Source organism: Streptomyces sp. NPDC091649 (assembly GCF_044756785.1).
Taxonomy (GTDB): domain Bacteria; phylum Actinomycetota; class Actinomycetes; order Streptomycetales; family Streptomycetaceae; genus Streptomyces.
This window is the reverse complement of record NZ_JBIVTR010000006.1, coordinates 64652-80472: the sequence shown is the minus strand read 5'-3', so window position 1 is coordinate 80472 and position 15821 is coordinate 64652. Positions and strand designations below refer to the sequence as shown.

Below are 15821 nucleotides of genomic sequence, written 5' to 3'. Positions count from 1 at the left end.
GGCGGCCGCGCGGGCGGGGCCCCGCCCCGGGGGCGGGGGGGGGTTTCCCCGGCGCGCCGGCCCGGCGGGCCCCCCCCCCGGGGGGGGCGCCGGGGGGGGGTCGGCGGGGCCCCGCCGCCGTAGGTCTGTGTGCTCCCGCCCTCAGCGCCTAGCTGAAGGAGTCGCCGCAGGCACAGGAGCCGGAGGCGTTCGGGTTGTCGATCGTGAAGCCCTGCTTCTCGATGGTGTCGACGAAGTCGATGGAGGCGCCGCCCAGGTACGGGGCGCTCATCCGGTCGGTGACGACCTTGACACCGTCGAAGTCCTTCACCACGTCGCCGTCGAGCGAACGCTCGTCGAAGAAGAGCTGGTAGCGCAGGCCCGAGCAACCGCCGGGCTGAACGGCGACGCGCAGCGCCAGGTCCTCGCGGCCTTCCTGCTCCAGCAGGCCCTTGACCTTGGCGGCGGCGGCGTCGGACAGGAGGATGCCGTCGCTCACGGTGGTGGTCTCGTCCGATACGGACATCTGCTTCTCTCCCGGGTTGTACGGACTGCTTGCCGACGGTTCAACCGTCTCAGCCGCGGATTCATTCCGGGCCAAGCGCTTGTCTGTTCCTTTTCATGCTCGCACACCGGGCCGCCCGGGGGATGCGTCACATCGACGCTATCGGCATCGTCAAAGTGACACGAAGCGGCTATGATAGATAGCGTCAAATAGACGAAAAGGCGAGTTCGCCGAAGCTCTCCGCGGCTGTCCGCGGAGTTCACGGAGTTCGCAGACTAGAAAGGGTGCGTGACGTGACCACGGCCCAGCCCCTGGACGTACAGCCGACACCTCTCGCGCTGCTGCTGCTCGGCCGTGAGGCCGACCCGAGGAGCGAGCGCGGCGTCGAATGCCCCGGCGACCTCCCGTCACCGTCCGACCCGGACCTGGTGGAGCGCGCCCGTGCGGCGAAGGAGAAGCTCGGGGACAAGGTGTTCGTCCTCGGCCACCACTACCAGCGCGACGAGGTCATCCAGTTCGCGGACGTCACCGGCGACTCGTTCAAGCTGGCCCGCGACGCGGCGGCGCGCCCGGAGGCGGAGTACATCGTCTTCTGCGGCGTGCACTTCATGGCCGAATCCGCCGACATCCTGACCACGGACGCCCAGGCGGTCGTGCTGCCCGACCTGGCGGCCGGCTGCTCGATGGCCGACATGGCCACCGCCGAGCAGGTCGCCGAGTGCTGGGACGTGCTGACGGATGCCGGGGTCGCCGATCAGGTGGTGCCCGTCTCGTACATGAACTCCTCCGCCGACATCAAGGCGTTCACCGGCAAGCACGGCGGCACGATCTGCACGTCCTCGAACGCGAAGCGGGCCCTGGAGTGGGCCTTCGAGCAGGGCGAGAAGATCCTCTTCCTGCCCGACCAGCACCTGGGCCGCAACACGGCCGTGCGGGACATGGGGCTGGAGCTGGAGGACTGCGTCCTCTACAACCCCCACAAGCCGAACGGCGGCCTCACCGCCGAGCAGCTGCGTGACGCGAAGATGATCCTGTGGCGCGGGCACTGCTCGGTCCACGGGCGTTTCTCGGTCGAGTCGGTCGAGGACGTCCGCGCCCGGATGCCCGGAGTCAACGTGCTGGTGCACCCGGAGTGCAAGCACGAGGTCGTCGCCGCCGCGGACTACGTGGGCTCGACGGAGTACATCATCAAGGCCCTGGAGGCGGCCCCGGCCGGCTCGAAGTGGGCCATCGGTACGGAGCTGAACCTGGTCCGCCGACTGGCGAACCGTTTCGCCGCGGAGGACAAGGAGATCGTCTTCCTCGACAAGACGGTCTGCTTCTGCTCGACGATGAACCGCATCGACCTGCCGCATCTGGTCTGGACCCTGGAGTCGCTGGCCGAGGGCAAGCTGGTCAACCGGATCGAGGTCGACCCGGAGACGGAGAAGTACGCCAAGCTCGCCCTGGAGCGGATGCTGGCGCTGCCGTAGCGGAGCCGGAATCGTCCGGAGCCGCGAAGAATCCGGAGCCCGCCCGAAGGGGCCTGTCCCACGCGGGTGCGTGGGACAGGCCCCTTCGGTGTGCGCGGTCAAGCCCTGGCGGTCTCGGCCTCGCGGGTCTCCTCCGGCTCCGGCCGGTCCGGCACGCCCGCCCTGGCGGCGCGCCTGGCCGCCTTCTTCTCGGCGCGGCGCTCCTTGCGGAGTTCGACCATCGCGTACAGCGTCGGCACCAGCAGCAGCGTCAGCAGCGTGGAGCTGATCAGACCGCCGATCACCACGACGCCCAGCGGCTGCGAGATGAAGCCGCCCTCGCCGGTGACGCCGAGCGCCATCGGGAGCAGGGCGAAGATGGTCGCCAGCGCCGTCATCAGGATCGGGCGGAAGCGGTGGCGGCCGCCCTCGATGACGGCTTCCACGATCCCGAGGCCCTGGGCGCGGTACTGGTTGATCAGGTCGATCAGCACGATCGCGTTGGTGACCACGATGCCGATGAGCATCAGCATGCCGATCATCGCGGGGACGCCCAGCGGGGTGCCCGTGATGAGCAGGAGGGCCAGGGCGCCGGTCGCCGCGAACGGGACGGAGACCAGCAGGATCAGCGGCTGGACGAGCGACCGGAACGTGGCCACCAGCAGCATGAAGACGATCGCGATGGCCGCCAGCATGGCGAGGCCGAGCTGCGCGAAGGCTTCGTTCTGGTCCTCGGTGACGCCGCCGATGGTGGCGGTGGCGCCCTCCGGGAGGTCCAGGGCGTCGATCTTCTCGGCGAGATCGGCGCCGACCGCGCCGGTGTTGTCGCCGACGGGCTTGGCGGTGATCGTCGCCGAGCGCTGCCCGTCGATCCGGGTCATCGAGACCGGGCCGGGGACGATCTTCACGTCGGCGATGTCGCCGAGCTTCACCGGGCCGAGCGGCAGGGCCTTCAGCTCGGCCATGGTGGTGGCCGGGGCGGCGGAGCGGATGACGATGTCGCGCTCGGTGTCGTCGAGCGTCGCGGTGCCGGCGGGCGTGCCGCGGACGGCTCCGGCGACGACCCCGCCCAGGGCGGCGGAGTCGAATCCGGCGGCGGCCGCCTTGTCGCCGGCGGTGACCGAGATGCGCGGGACGCTCTGCGCCAGGTCGCTCTGGACGTCGGTGACGTCCTTGACGGTGGCGACCTCGGCGCGGACCGCCTCGGCCGCCTTCCTCAGGACGTCCCCGTCGGCGGCCTTGACCACGACGCTCAGGTCCTGGGCGCCGAAGCCGTCGCCCGCGGCGATGGTGGTGTCACCGATGCCGTCGAGCTTGCCGAGGGCCTCGTCGATGCGGTCCTGGGCGTCCTCGTGGTCCGCGGCGTCCTTCAGGGTGACCTGGTAGGAAGCCTGGTTGGCGCCCGTGCCGCCGCCGAAGGCGGCCATGAAGCCGGACGAGCCGACGGTGACCTGGTAGTCCTTGACGCCCTTGTCCTGCTCAAGGACCTTCTCGACCTTGCGGGCCGCCTCGTCGGCGGCTTCCAGGCTGGTGCCGGGGGGCAGCTCCTGCTTGACGCTCAGCACCTCCTGCTCGCCGGCGTCGAAGAAGTTCGTCTTCAGCAGCGGGACCATGCCGAAGGTGCCGAAGAGCACGGCGACGGCGATGAGGAGGCTGGTGACCCGGCGGCGGGTCGCGAAGCGCAGGACCGGGACGTAGATCCGCTGGAGCTTGCTGGCCGCTTCCTTCTCCTCGGCGAGGCGGCGGGCTTCCGCCGCGTCCTCGGGGGTGTCCTTGGGTGCGCGCAGGAACCAGTACGACAGCACCGGCACCACGGTGAGCGAGACGAGCAGGGAGGCCAGCAGCGCCGCGGTGATGGTCAGCGAGAACGAGCCGAAGAGCTGGCCGACCATGCCGCCGACGAGACCGATGGGCAGGAAGACCGCCACGGTGGTGAGGGTGGCGGAGGTGACCGCTCCGGCGACCTCCTTGACCGCGGTGATGATCGCCGCGTGGCGCTCCTCGCCGTAGCCGAGGTGGCGCTTGATGTTCTCCAGGACCACGATCGAGTCGTCGACGACCCGGCCGATGGCGATGGTGAGCGCGCCGAGGGTGAGCATGTTGAGTGACAGGTCGCGGGTCCAGAGCACGATCAGCGCGAGGACGATCGAGAGCGGGATGGAGACCGCGGTGACCAGCGTCGAGCGGATCGAGGCGAGGAAGACCAGGATCACGACGACCGCGAAGACCAGGCCGAGCGCGCCCTCCGTGGTCAGGCCCGAGATCGACTTGGAGACGGCGGGGCCCTGGTCGGAGACGACCGTCAGCTCGGCGCCGCCGCCCAGGTCCTTGCGGAGGCCGGGGAGCTTGTCCTGGACGGCGTCCGAGATGGCGACGGCGCTGCCGTCCTTGTCCATCGTCGCCATCACGGCGAGGCTCGGCCTGCCGTTGGTGCGGGTGATGGAGACGGCCGTGGACGGCTCCTGCCTCACCTCGGCGACGTCGCCGAGGCGCACCGGCTTTCCGGGCCCACCGCCCGCCGGGTCCTCGGCGACGACCTGGAGGTCCTCGATCTGCCGCAGCGAGGTGTAGGAGCCGCCGACCTGGATGGTGCGGCTCTTGCCGTCCTCGGAGAAGGAACCGGCCGGCACCGTGGCGCCGCCCGCCTGGAGGGCCTGGGAGAGCGTGCCCGCGTTCAGACCGGCCCCGGCGAGCTTCTTCTCGTCGGGGACGACGGAGACCTGGAGGTCCCGCACACCGTCCACGGTGACCTGGCCGACGCCGTCGATGTCCTCCAGGGCCGGGACGACCGTGCGGTCGAGCTGGTCGGCCAGGACCTGCTGGTCCTCGTCGGACGTGACGGCGAGGACGACCGTGGGGATGTCGTCGGTGGAGCCGGCGACCACCTGCGGGTCGACGCCGTCGGGCAGCTGGGCGCGGGCCCGGTTGACCGCCTGCTGGATGTCCGCGACGAGCTGTTTGGTGCCCTCGTCGCCGAAGTCGAAGGTCGCCATGATGAGGGCGTTGCCCTCGCTGGCGGTGGAGGTGATGCCCTCGACGCCGTCGACGGCCTTGAGGGAGTTCTCCAGCGGCTCGACGACCTGCTTCTCGACCACATCGGGAGACGCACCCTGGTAGGGCGCCAGTACCGACACCATCGGCAGTTCGATGGTGGGCAGCAGCTGCTGCTTGAGCTGCGGGATCGCTATCGCGCCGAAGACCAGCGCGACGATCGAGATCAGCCCGATCAGGGCCCTTTGCGCGAGGCTGAATCTGGACAGCCAGGACATGGGTGGGTCTCTCTTCTGTGGCGTACGCGGCAGGGGGCGGGGAGGGAGACAGGGGGACACCTCCGGCCCAGTCCTACGATCTCCGCTCCGCGCCGCCGAAACGTCGCCCCCCGGGCTGCTTTCTCACGCCGCGCATACCGCGGCTGGAGTACACCGCGGTACGCCGCGACTCCCCGGGTCAGTCCGTGCGGGGACGCACCAGGCCCGATTCGTAGGCGATGACCACCAGCTGAGCCCGGTCCCGGGCTCCCAGTTTCGCCATCGCCCGGTTCACATGGGTCTTCACGGTGAGCGGGCTGACCGCGAGCCGCTCCGCGATCTGGTCGTTGGAGTGGCCGCCCGCGACCAGCACCAGCACCTCGCGTTCGCGGACGGTGAGCGCCGCCAGCCGCTCCCCGTACTCGGCGCTGTCCGGCCCCTCCCCCGCGCTGCCGCCCTGGGCCAGGAACGTGGCGATGAGCCCCTTGGTCGCGGCCGGGGAGAGCAGCGCCTCGCCGGCCGCGGCGATGCGGATGGCGTTGAGGAGTTCGTCCGGTTCCGCGCCCTTGCCGAGGAAGCCGGAGGCCCCGGCGCGCAGCGACTGGACCACGTACTCGTCGACCTCGAAGGTGGTGAGCATGACCACCCGCACCGCGGACAGCTCCGGGTCGGCGCTGATCAGGCGGGTGGCGGCGAGCCCGTCGGTGCCCGGCATCCGGATGTCCATGAGCACCACGTCGGCGCGCGTGGCGCGGGCCAGCTCGACGGCCTGGGCCCCGTCGGCGGCCTCGCCGACCACCCGCATGTCCGGCTCGGAGTCCACCAGCACCCGGAACGCGCTGCGCAGCAGTGCCTGGTCGTCGGCGAGCAGCACCCTGATCGGCGCCTCCGGGGCCGGCCTCGGCACGGCTGCCGGTGCCCCGTGTGGCACGGGCGTCGGTTTCGGCTGTGTCATCGGCGGAGCCCCGTCCCGCCCGCTGTGCCCGGCCGCTCCGGTTCACCCGTGCGGGCTTCGACCGGAAGGATCGCATGGACCCGGAACCCGCCGCCGTACCGAGGCCCGGCGGTGAGGGCTCCGCCGAGTGCGGTGACGCGTTCGCGCATTCCGACCAGGCCGTGGCCGCCGCTGTCCGGGCCGCCGCTGCCGGGGCCGCCGTCGGCTGCGCCGCCCGGGCCGGCGCCGGGCCGCCGGCCGGCGCTCCCCCGGCCGTTGTCCAGGACGGTGACCTCCGCGGTCGCGCCGACCCGCACGACGCTCACCTCGGCCCTGGCCCCGGCGCCCGCGTGCTTGCGGACATTGGTCAGGGCCTCCTGGATGACCCGGTAGGCGGCCAGGTCGACGGCGGCCGGCAGCCGGACCCCGCGGTCGGCGCAGGCCACCTCGACGGGGAGCCCGGCGTTACGGAAGGTGGCGACCAGCTCGCCGAGGACGGCGAGGCCGGGGGCCGGTTCGGTGGGCGCCTCGGGGTCGCCCTGCTGGCGCAGCAGGCCGACGGTGACCCGCAGTTCGTTGAGCGCGGAGCGGCTGGCGTCGCGGACGTGGGCGAGCGCCTCCTTGGCCTGGTCCGGGCGCTTGTCCATGACGTGGGCGGCGACCCCGGCCTGGACGTTGACCAGGGCGATGTGGTGGGCGACGACGTCGTGGAGGTCGCGGGCGATCCGCAGCCGCTCCTCGGCGACCCGGCGGCGGGCCTCCTCCTCGCGGGTGCGCTCGGCGCGCTCGGCGCGCTCCCGGATGGCGTCGACGAACGCGCGCCTGCTGCGTACGGCGTCCCCGGCGGCCCCGGCCATCCCGGTCCAGGCGAACACACCGAGGTTCTCCTGGCTGTACCAGGGCGTCGAGCCGAAGACCATGGCGGCCGCCGTGAGCGCCCCCATGCTCAGCAGACCGACCCGCCAGGTGGTGGGCCGGTCGGTGCGCGAGGCGACGGTGTAGAGGGCGACGACCGTGCTCATGATGACCGGGGCGGGCGGGTCCATCAGGACGTACTCGGCGGCCGAGAGGACCCCGGTGGCGGCGAGCACCGCCCTGGGCCGGCGTCGCCTCAGGACCAGGGCGAGGGCGGCGAGCACCATCAGCAGGACGCTGAAGGGCTCGGGCGTGCGGGTGCCGAAGGTCGGGCCGTGTCCGGTGCCCGGGTCGGCGAAGGAGCCGCAGATCATCGCGACGAGGGCGCCGAGCGCGAGGGCGGCGTCGAACGCGAGGGGGTGGTCCCGGAGCCAGCGGCGGGCGCGCGCGAAGCCGGACGAGAGGGTGGTCACGTCCAGCTACGGTACGCGGCCGTTCCACGGGCCCGCCGGGGCCGGCCCGTGGAATCAGGTGGGGATGAGCCCGTCGTCGCCGAGCATCGCCCGTACGTCCTGGAGGGTGGCGTCGGGCGCCGGCAGGATCAGCTCGGACGGCTCCAGGGAGTCGTCCGGAAGCGGAGTGCCGAGCTCGCGCACCTTGTCCAGAAGCGCGTGGAGAGTCGTGCGAAAGCCGGGGCCGTCGCCGCTCTCCATCTCCTTGAGCAGGACGTCGTCGAGCTCGTTCAGCTCGACGAAGTGACGGTCGGCCAGCTTGACCTGGCCCTCCCCCATGATCCGTACGATCATGACGCTGCCTTACTGCTTGTCGAACTTGTGCGGGGACGACTGCTGCGACTGCGGCGCACTGTCCTGGGCGCCGCCCTCGATGGCCTGCTGCGAGGACGAGGAGCCGCCGGCCAGCTCGGCCTTCATGCGCTGCAGCTCCAGCTCCACATCGCTGCCGCCGGAGATCCGGTCCAGCTCGGCGGCGATGTCGTCCTTCGCCGTGCCGGTCGGGTCGTCCAGGGCGCCGGAGGCGAGCAGCTCGTCGATGGCGCCGGCCCGCGCCTGGAGCTGCTGCGTCTTGTCCTCGGCACGCTGGATCGCGAGGCCGACATCGCCCATCTCCTCGGAGATGCCGGAGAACGCCTCGCCGATCCGGGTCTGGGCCTGGGCCGCCGTGTAGGTGGCCTTGATGGTCTCCTTCTTCGTGCGGAAGGCGTCGACCTTGGCCTGCAGCCGCTGGGCCGCGAGGGTGAGTTTCTCCTCCTCGCCCTGCAGCGTGGTGTGCTGCGTCTCCAGGTCGGTGACCTGCTGCTGGAGGGCGGCGCGCCGGGACAGCGCTTCACGCGCCAGGTCCTCGCGGCCCAGGGCCAGCGCCTTGCGGCCCTGGTCCTCCAGCTTGGACGACTGGCCCTGCAGCTGGTTCAGCTGCAACTCCAGGCGCTTGCGGGACGTCGCGACGTCGGCGACGCCGCGGCGCACCTTCTGAAGCAGCTCCAGCTGCTTCTGGTACGAGTAATCCAGGGTCTCGCGCGGATCCTCGGCCCGGTCAAGGGCCTTGTTTGCCTTCGCGCGGAAAAGCATCCCCATACGCTTCATGACACCGCTCATGGGCTTCGCGCGCCCCCTTCTGACGGACTGAGCTCCAGCACTCCCGATAGAACCCACAGTACGGGGCCTGCCTCTATTACCGCACTGTCCGAGTCCCGATGTGCTCCTCCCCAAGGACGAGTGCACCCGGTGAACACTCCCGCCCAGGGTGTAGGTGAGGCCCCGGGACAGCGTGTGTCGGACGCCGGAACGGACGGTAAACGCCCGTATCGCCCCGAGGTGGCTCCTGTGGGGACGGTGTCCGTTGCCGGATCGTGCCCGCCCGGGTCGTCGGGCCCGCGCGCCGACCCCGTACCCTTGGGTTTTGTGTTCCGTAGCCGTGCGAAGACAGAGAAGGCCCCCACCGGCAAGGTGACGGCGGACCTCTCCCAGCAGCCCCGCGACCCGCAGGCCCCCAAGGGTCGCCCCACCCCCAAGCGCAGCGAGGCCCAGACGCAGCGCCGTCGCGCCGCGTCCAGTGCGCCGACCGACCGCAAGGCGGCCATGAAGCGCCAGCGCGAAGCGCGCCGCGCCGACCTGGCGCGGCAGCGTGAGGCGCTCGCGTCGGGCGACGAGCGCTACCTCCCCGTGCGTGACAAGGGGCCGGTCAGGCGCTACGTCCGCGACTACGTGGACTCGCGTTTCGTGATCGCCGAGTGGTTCCTGCCGCTCGCCGTGATCATCCTGATCCTCAGCGTGATCCAGGTGCAGAACGTCCAGAGCATCTCGCTGCTGCTCTGGCTCGGCGTGATCATCCTGATCGTGATCGACTGGATCGGTCTGTCGTTGCGGCTGAAGAAGCAGCTGCGCGAGCGCTTCCCGGACACGCCGAAGCGCTGGGCCGTGGTGTACGGCCTGATGCGCACGCTCCAGATGCGCCGACTGCGGCTGCCGAAGCCGCAGGTCAAGCGCGGAGAGCGGCCCTGAGCACGGATGCCTCCGGCTTCGCCGGGGCCTCCTCGGCGTGGCTGGCCGGTCTCGGCGGCGTACGCAACAAGGTCCGCCAGGAGCTCGTCGCACGGCAGCTGGACGAGCAGATAGCCGGGCGCTTCCCGGTGGGGCGGCGGCTGCGCGTCCTGGACGTCGGCATGGGCCAGGGAACGCAGGCGCTGCGGCTGGCACGGGCCGGTCACTCGGTGACCGGCCTGGAGTCCGACGGCGCGATGCTGGCGTCGGCCCGCGCCTCCCTGGCGACCGAGCCGGAGGGCATCCGGGAGCGGGTCAGGCTCATCGAGGGCGACGGCCGGGACACCGGCGTGCACTTCCTGCCGGGCAGCTTCGACGTGGTGCTCTGCCACGGCGTCCTGATGTACGTCGAGGAGCCGGACCCGATGCTGGCCGGGCTCGCCCGGATGCTGGCTCCCGGCGGGCTGCTCTCCCTGCTCGTGCGGAACGCGGACGCGCTCGCGATGCGCCCGGGGCTCGCCGGCGACTTCGACGCGGCCCTGACCGCCTTCGACACCGCCACGTACACCAACCGCCTCGGCCTGACCGTGCGGGCGGACCGGCTCGACGCGCTGCGGGCCACACTCGCGGGGATCGCCGCGCCGCTGCACGCCTGGTACGGGGTGCGGGTCTTCACGGACAACGTGGGCAACGACGTGGAGCTGCCGGCCGAGGAGCTGGAGCGGGTGATGGCCCTGGAGGACCGCGCCGGGCGCACCGACCCCTACCGGGGTGTGGCGGCGCTGTTGCACCTGTGCGGCGTGCGCGGCTGACGGGTTTCGCGGCGGCGGGTCCGTTCGGCCCATCAGCACGGGCGCCCGGGCGGGCCGGGCCCGAGACTCCGGGTATGGACGTATCCCCCTCCGGCGGCCGGGCGCGCAGGCTGCTGCTTCCCGTGTCCGCGGCCGTCTGCGCCATCGCCCTGGTGGGCGGCTGTTCCGGTGGGGGCCCCGCGGCCCCGGCCTCCGAGGCCACCGCGTCGGGGACGGTGCAGGGTTCGGTGGAGCGCGCCCCCGACGGCCTTCAGGACGCCTACCAGGCCGTCATCAACGACGTGCTGCCGTCGGTGGTGCAGATCGACGCCTCGGAGAGCCTCGGTTCCGGGGTCGTCTACGACGACCGGGGACACATCGTCACCAACGCCCATGTGGTCGGCGACGAGAAGGAGTTCAAGGTCAGCGTCGCCACCGGGGAGGCGCTGCTGAGCGCCTCGCTGGTCTCCTCCTACCCGGAGCAGGACCTGGCCGTGATCAAGCTCGACGCGGTACCGGACGGGCTGAGGCCCGCGCGGTTCGGCGACGCGGAGAAGGTCCGGGTGGGGCAGATCGTGATGGCGATGGGCTCGCCGCTCGGCCTCTCCAGCAGCGTCACGCAGGGCATCGTCTCCGCGCTCGGCCGGACCGTCAGCGAGAGCCGGGCGGGCGGCGGCACGGGCGCGACGATCGCCAACATGGTGCAGACGTCCGCGGCGATCAACCCGGGCAACAGCGGCGGGGCACTGGTCAACCTCGACAGCGAGGTGATCGGCATTCCGACCCTCGCGGCGACCGACCCGCGGCTGGGCGACAGCGCCGCGCCGGGCATCGGCTTCGCGATCCCCGTCTCGATGGTGAAGACGGTCGCCGACCAGATCATCAAGGACGGCCGGGTCACCGATTCGGGCCGGGCCGCGCTGAACATCACCGGCCGCACGGTCGTCGACGAGGACTACCGCCCCGCCGGGGTGGCGCTGGTCAGCGTGGACCGGGGCGGGGCCGCGGCCGAGGCGGGACTGCGGCCCGGGGACACCGTCACGAAGGTCGGGGACGCCGAGGTCACCACGGTCACCTCGCTCGCCGAGGCGCTGGCGGACGAGAAGCCGGGCCGGAAGGTGACCGTGACGTACACGCGCGACGACGAGAGCCGGACGGCGGAGGTCACGCTCGGAGAGATCTGAGGGCCCCGGGGGAGCCGGGAGCGCGTCGCGCACCGGGATCCCGCGCGTGTCCGGAGGCGTCGGTCGTCAGTTCTCTATATTCACAAATGCTTGAACGTTCGATACGATCAGGTCATGCAGATCGAAGCGGCCCGTTTTCTCCTCCAGCCGGAGCTCATCGTCGCGATCGCCCTCATCGCGGTGATGGGCGACGCGCTTGTGCCGGTCCTGCCGAGCGGCAGCCTGGTACTCGCGGCCGCCTCGTTCTCCCTCGGCCACGGACCGGCCTCCCTCGCCCTCGTCCTGGCCGTCGCCGCCGCTTCCTTCCTCGGCGACCTCGCCCTGGTCACCGTCGCGCGGTCCGGGTCCGGCCGGATCGGCGCGCGCGTGGCGCGGCACGCCAGAGCGGCCGCCGCCGCACAGCGGATGCGCGACGCCCTCACCCGCAGGCTGGGGCGCGCCACGCTGGCGGCGCGCTTCGTGCCCGGAGGGCGGACGATGCTCGGGCTGGTGCTCGACGGCACCCCGCGACAGCGACGCGCCTATCTGCGCTGGTCGGCGCTGGGCGGCCTCGTGTGGGCGGGCTACCTCGTCGGGCTCGGCTGCCTCAACGGCTACTGGTTCGACACCCGCTGGGTCGGCTTCGCGGTCTCCGCCTCGGCGGGCGTCGCCATCAGCGCGACTCTGGCCCGTGCGGTACGCCGCAGCGGCGCCCTCGGCGCGGAGGCCGGGCCGGGCCTCTCGTCCCCCGCGGTGCGGAGCGTCTCCCCGGCCGGCCCGGCGCCGATCCGGCCGTCCGGCTCACCCGGCGCCGCGGGCCGGCCGCGGAGAGTTCCGCTCACCCCGCGATGTGCGTCGAGAAGCGCTTCCCGCTCCCCGGTCCGCGGCACCCGGCCTCCGCTGAGGACGGCGTCGCCGTCCCTCCTCCCGCTCCTTCGCCCACCTCGGTCCGGCCGGCCCGCACGCGCGGCCCACCAGCCGCCTGACGTGCGTCGACGACGCGTCAGCAGGGTTGCCCTGACCGTCCCTTGACGTTCTCCTGACGCACTTCTCGCGGCGCCCTCACGGAGATTTACCGGTGAGATGCAACGGCACTCACCCGTTCCTGTCCGGCTGTTTCAGCCGGACCGTCGATGCTTGTCCGTACGTCATCGAGCGGGAGGAGGGGCGCGTGAAGAAGGTCCATTTCGACGGCACACATCGCGTCCGGCGTCCGGAGGACACCTGGACGATCATCGACGGGCTGCGCGCCACGTTCGGCGTCACGCGGGTCGCGGACGTGACCGGCCTCGACTCTTTCGGCGTGCCGGTGGCCATGGCCGTGCGGCCTGCCGCCAAGACCCTCGCCGTCTCCCCGGGCACGGGCGCCTCCCCCCTCCTCGCCCGGGTCTCGGCCGTCATGGAGTCCGTGGAGCAGTGGCATGCCGAGTACGCGTGCCCGGTCCCCGGGGTCGTGGGCACCCCCGCGTGCGAGCTCGGTCTCCCGTACGACGTACGCGGCCTGCGTCAGCACACGGGCAGCCTGCTGAGCGAGCGGACGCCGTTGGACTGGGTGGCCGCCGCCGAGGCCGTGAGCGGGGCGAAGACCTGGGTGCCACAGTCGTACGTGAGCGTCGACCACCAGGTCGCCGACGGCTGGCAGCCTCCCCTCCTGCACGCCTCGACCAACGGCCTGGCCAGCGGGAACAGTTACAGCGAGGCCGTGACGCACGCCCTCTACGAGGTCATCGGGCGGGACTGCACGGCGTCGGCCGGCTCCGTGCCCGTATCCGCCGTACGGCACGTCGATCCGTCCACCGTCGACGACCCGATGTGCGCCGCGGTCCTCGGCAGGATCACCGGTGCCGGCGCGTGGGCCGAGATCGTGGAGGTGCCCAACCGCTGGGGCCTGCCCTGTTTCGTGGCGTACACCTGGTCCCAGGACCTTCCCGCACCGGCCGTCGGATCAGGCGTCCACAGCTCCCCGGCCGTCGCCCTGAGCCGGGCCGTCACCGGGTCCGCGCAGAGCCGCCTCACCGCGATCACGGGATGCCGTGACGACCTCGCCGGGACGCCGTTCACGACGGGGAGCCGGGGCACGGGCCGCGCGCCGGCCACCGAGCGGGAGAGCGTGTCCTGGCAGGAGGTGTCCGGCCCGTCGTGCGAGTTCGCCGAGGACACGGACGAGATGCGGTGGCTGGCCGAGCGCGTGCGGGAGCTGACCGGCCGGCCACCGGTGGTCGTCGACCTCAGCACCGACAACGGGTTCAGCGTCGTCAAGGTCGTCACCACGGGCCTCGCGGACGACGGACGGCACGGCACACCCCGGCCAGTGGCGCGGCGGCCCCCCGCCCCCGAGGAGACCTCGTGACTCTCCATGTGTACGTCGGACCCACGCTGACATGGGACGACGTCCTGCGGGTGGCGCCCCGCGCCGTCATCCACGGCCCGGTGCGGCACGGTGATCTGCTCGCCCTGCGCACAGGGCCCGACGACACCGTGGTGATCATCGACGGGGTGTTCCCCCGGGGCGCTCCGGTGCGGCACGAGGAGATCATCGACGTACTGGCCCGGGGCGCCCGGGTCCTCGGCGCCTCCGGCACGGGGGCCCTGCGGGCCGCGGAGCTGTGGCCGTACGGGATGGAGGGTGTGGGGCTCGTCTTCGGCATGTACGCCCAGGGCGCTCTGGACTCCGACGACGAGGTGGCCGTCGGCCACGCCTCCTCGGGGGACCGCCGGCAGTCGGGCCTCTCCCTGGTCAGCCTGCGCTGGACGATCACCAACGCGGTCGCCGCGGACGTCCTGCGGGCAGCGGACGGCGAAGCACTGCTGACGGCCGCCCGGACCCTGCACTACACCGAGCGCACCTGGGCCGCCCTCGGCCGCGCCGCCCGGCAGCGGCACCCCGCCTCGGCCGAAGCGGCCCGAGCCCTGCGGGAGTTCGCCCGGCGCCGGCCGGAGCTGTCCGACCTGAAGCGCAGGGACGCGCTCGCCGCCCTGTCGCACTCCCTGGAGGGCCGTCCCGCCTCCGTGACGCCCGTACCCGCCTGGATGGTGCCGCGCACGATGCGCCTGGAGCACTGGCGCCGGGCCTTCCGTCCCGCGGTCCCGGGCCGCCACGACGCGGTGTCCGAACTGGACGTGCTGCGCTTTCAGCAGCTGTACGCGCCGGACTTCCCCGCCCGCTACCGCCGGTTCGCGCTGACCCGCATCGCCGGCCCCCGCCTCGCTGCCGAGGACCGCGGCCTCGCGCACGCGGTGCTGGCGGCCGCCGGCGAACGCGGGATCACCCATGAGGCGCTGCCGGCGGAGGCGTGGTCGTACTGGCTGACGCCCGAGGAGCGGCGCGACTTCAGCGCCGAACGGCGCCTGATCACCCTGCTGGTGCGCTCCTTCCGCGGCGCGCCCGGCACGGCGCCCTTCCATGACGCACCGGACGAGCTGCGCGGCAGTGACGAGGCGTGGCGGGCGAGCGCGGACGCGGTGGCCGCGGCGGCCGGCCTCAACGAGCGGATGGAGCGGACGGGCGCCGACGGCACACTCCGGCAGCCGCCCCCGGCCCCGGTCCGCGGCCACCTCGAAGACGCCTGGCGGGCGGACGGGCCGGACGCCCTGGACGCCGCGGCACGCGACCGGGGGTTCCTCTCCGCGGCCGAGGCGGAAGAAGCCGCCAGGCCCTTCGTCCTGCTGCACCGGGCCGGGGCGCCGCCCCGGCCCGCCTCCGCCTGACGCCGGGCCCGGGCCCGGCGGCAAAGGGGCGTCGCACGCTCCGCGCGCCCGGCGCTCAGGCGCCGCGGGTCCCCTCCTGGGCGCCCTGCTCCGCTTCCCACCGCTTCCACAGCATCGGCATCTCCTTGGCGAGCCACGTGTAGAAGTCGTGCATCGTCTGCAGCCGCTCCTTGCGCCGTGCCGGGGCGTCCTCCAGGATTCGCAGACCCTGTTCGGTGATGTCGACGAACGACTGGTAGTGGTCCGACTGGCTCTTGGCGAGAGTCGGCCACACGCCTTCCTTGATGCGGTAGTAGTCCCTGCGCTCGCCAGGGCGGGAGATCCTCTCGACCATGCCGCTCGGCACCAGGAAGCGGGTGGCCGCGCTCACCGACCCCTTGCTGGCCTGGAGCACCTCGACGAGATCGCCCGCGGTCTGCTCCGGCGGGTCGCAGATCAGCAGCCAGGCGAGGACGCGGCCGGCCATGCGGAACAGCCCCTGCCGTTCAAGGCTGATGGCAGCGTCCTCGACGAAGGCCAGCTCTTCCTCCGTGACAACGGTCCTACTCTGTGCACTCTGTTCCATTTGTTCAGGATACACCGAACATCAAGAACTGGGCGATCCCGAAAGTAGTCGGACACCCCCTTCGGGACACTCGCGGCACTTGGCAAGCCTCTTACCTTATCTTGCACTTCTTCTTCAATTGCCC

Annotated in this window: 14 protein-coding genes; 7 read left to right on the top strand and 7 right to left on the bottom strand. The window is 72.3% G+C overall.

Annotated elements, in window-relative coordinates; all coding sequences use genetic code 11:
• Positions 1 to 148: 148 nt before the first annotated feature.
• Complete coding sequence (locus ACIQMU_RS13415; protein ID WP_007451212.1) at positions 149 to 505, bottom strand: iron-sulfur cluster assembly accessory protein; 357 nt, start codon at positions 503 to 505, stop codon at positions 149 to 151.
• Between the two features lie 263 nt (positions 506 to 768).
• Here ACIQMU_RS13415 and nadA point away from each other — a divergent pair, with 263 nt between their 5' ends.
• Positions 769 to 1956: a quinolinate synthase NadA gene (nadA, locus tag ACIQMU_RS13410; protein WP_352243429.1), complete on the top strand. Its 1188-nt coding sequence runs from the start codon at positions 769 to 771 to the stop codon at positions 1954 to 1956.
• A gap of 98 nt (positions 1957 to 2054) precedes the next feature.
• On the opposite strand, the gene ACIQMU_RS13405 is transcribed toward nadA, so the two are convergent.
• The 5 genes from ACIQMU_RS13405 to ACIQMU_RS13385 all read right to left on the bottom strand — a co-directional run bounded on the left by ACIQMU_RS13405 (position 2055) and on the right by ACIQMU_RS13385 (position 8573).
• Positions 2055 to 5204: an efflux RND transporter permease subunit gene (locus tag ACIQMU_RS13405; protein WP_352243428.1), complete on the bottom strand. Its 3150-nt coding sequence runs from the start codon at positions 5202 to 5204 to the stop codon at positions 2055 to 2057.
• A gap of 178 nt (positions 5205 to 5382) precedes the next feature.
• Entirely contained in the window at positions 5383 to 6138 is a 756-nt protein-coding gene (locus tag ACIQMU_RS13400; protein WP_352243427.1) for a response regulator transcription factor, read from the bottom strand.
• Positions 6135 to 7445: a sensor histidine kinase gene (locus ACIQMU_RS13395; RefSeq protein WP_402688884.1), complete on the bottom strand. Its 1311-nt coding sequence runs from the start codon at positions 7443 to 7445 to the stop codon at positions 6135 to 6137. Before ACIQMU_RS13395 ends, ACIQMU_RS13400 begins: the two co-directional genes overlap by 4 nt.
• 54 nt (positions 7446 to 7499) lie before the next feature.
• Positions 7500 to 7778, bottom strand: a complete 279-nt coding sequence (locus ACIQMU_RS13390) for a hypothetical protein (protein ID WP_352243425.1) — start codon at positions 7776 to 7778, stop codon at positions 7500 to 7502.
• A gap of 9 nt (positions 7779 to 7787) precedes the next feature.
• Positions 7788 to 8573 carry a PspA/IM30 family protein gene (locus ACIQMU_RS13385; RefSeq protein WP_103531870.1) on the bottom strand — a complete coding sequence of 262 codons (786 nt, stop codon included), beginning with the start codon at positions 8571 to 8573 and terminating at the stop codon, positions 7788 to 7790.
• 318 nt (positions 8574 to 8891) lie between these two features.
• Here ACIQMU_RS13385 and ACIQMU_RS13380 point away from each other — a divergent pair, with 318 nt between their 5' ends.
• The 6 genes from ACIQMU_RS13380 (at position 8892) to ACIQMU_RS13355 (ending at position 15132) form a co-directional block, all read left to right on the top strand.
• A complete protein-coding gene (locus tag ACIQMU_RS13380) occupies positions 8892 to 9491 on the top strand; it encodes a DUF3043 domain-containing protein (protein ID WP_352243424.1) in 600 nt (199 codons plus the stop codon).
• 98 nt (positions 9492 to 9589) lie between these two features.
• Positions 9590 to 10282: a methyltransferase domain-containing protein gene (locus tag ACIQMU_RS13375; RefSeq protein ID WP_352243433.1), complete on the top strand. Its 693-nt coding sequence runs from the start codon at positions 9590 to 9592 to the stop codon at positions 10280 to 10282.
• Between the two features lie 74 nt (positions 10283 to 10356).
• Positions 10357 to 11445 (top strand): trypsin-like peptidase domain-containing protein, encoded by a 1089-nt coding sequence (locus ACIQMU_RS13370; protein ID WP_352243423.1) that lies wholly within the window; start codon positions 10357 to 10359, stop codon positions 11443 to 11445.
• Positions 11446 to 11559: 114 nt separating this feature from the next.
• Positions 11560 to 12456 (top strand): hypothetical protein, encoded by an 897-nt coding sequence (locus tag ACIQMU_RS13365; RefSeq protein WP_352243422.1) that lies wholly within the window; start codon positions 11560 to 11562, stop codon positions 12454 to 12456.
• 139 nt (positions 12457 to 12595) lie between these two features.
• Complete coding sequence (locus tag ACIQMU_RS13360) at positions 12596 to 13774, top strand: YcaO-like family protein (protein ID WP_352243421.1); 1179 nt, start codon at positions 12596 to 12598, stop codon at positions 13772 to 13774.
• Positions 13771 to 15132 (top strand): TfuA-like protein, encoded by a 1362-nt coding sequence (locus ACIQMU_RS13355; protein WP_402688883.1) that lies wholly within the window; start codon positions 13771 to 13773, stop codon positions 15130 to 15132. The genes ACIQMU_RS13360 and ACIQMU_RS13355 overlap by 4 nt, the downstream gene beginning before the upstream one ends.
• 55 nt (positions 15133 to 15187) lie before the next feature.
• Here the strand turns inward: ACIQMU_RS13355 and ACIQMU_RS13350 are convergent, their stop codons facing one another.
• Entirely contained in the window at positions 15188 to 15697 is a 510-nt protein-coding gene (locus ACIQMU_RS13350; RefSeq protein WP_352243419.1) for a hypothetical protein, read from the bottom strand.
• Between the last annotated feature and the right edge of the window lie 124 nt (positions 15698 to 15821).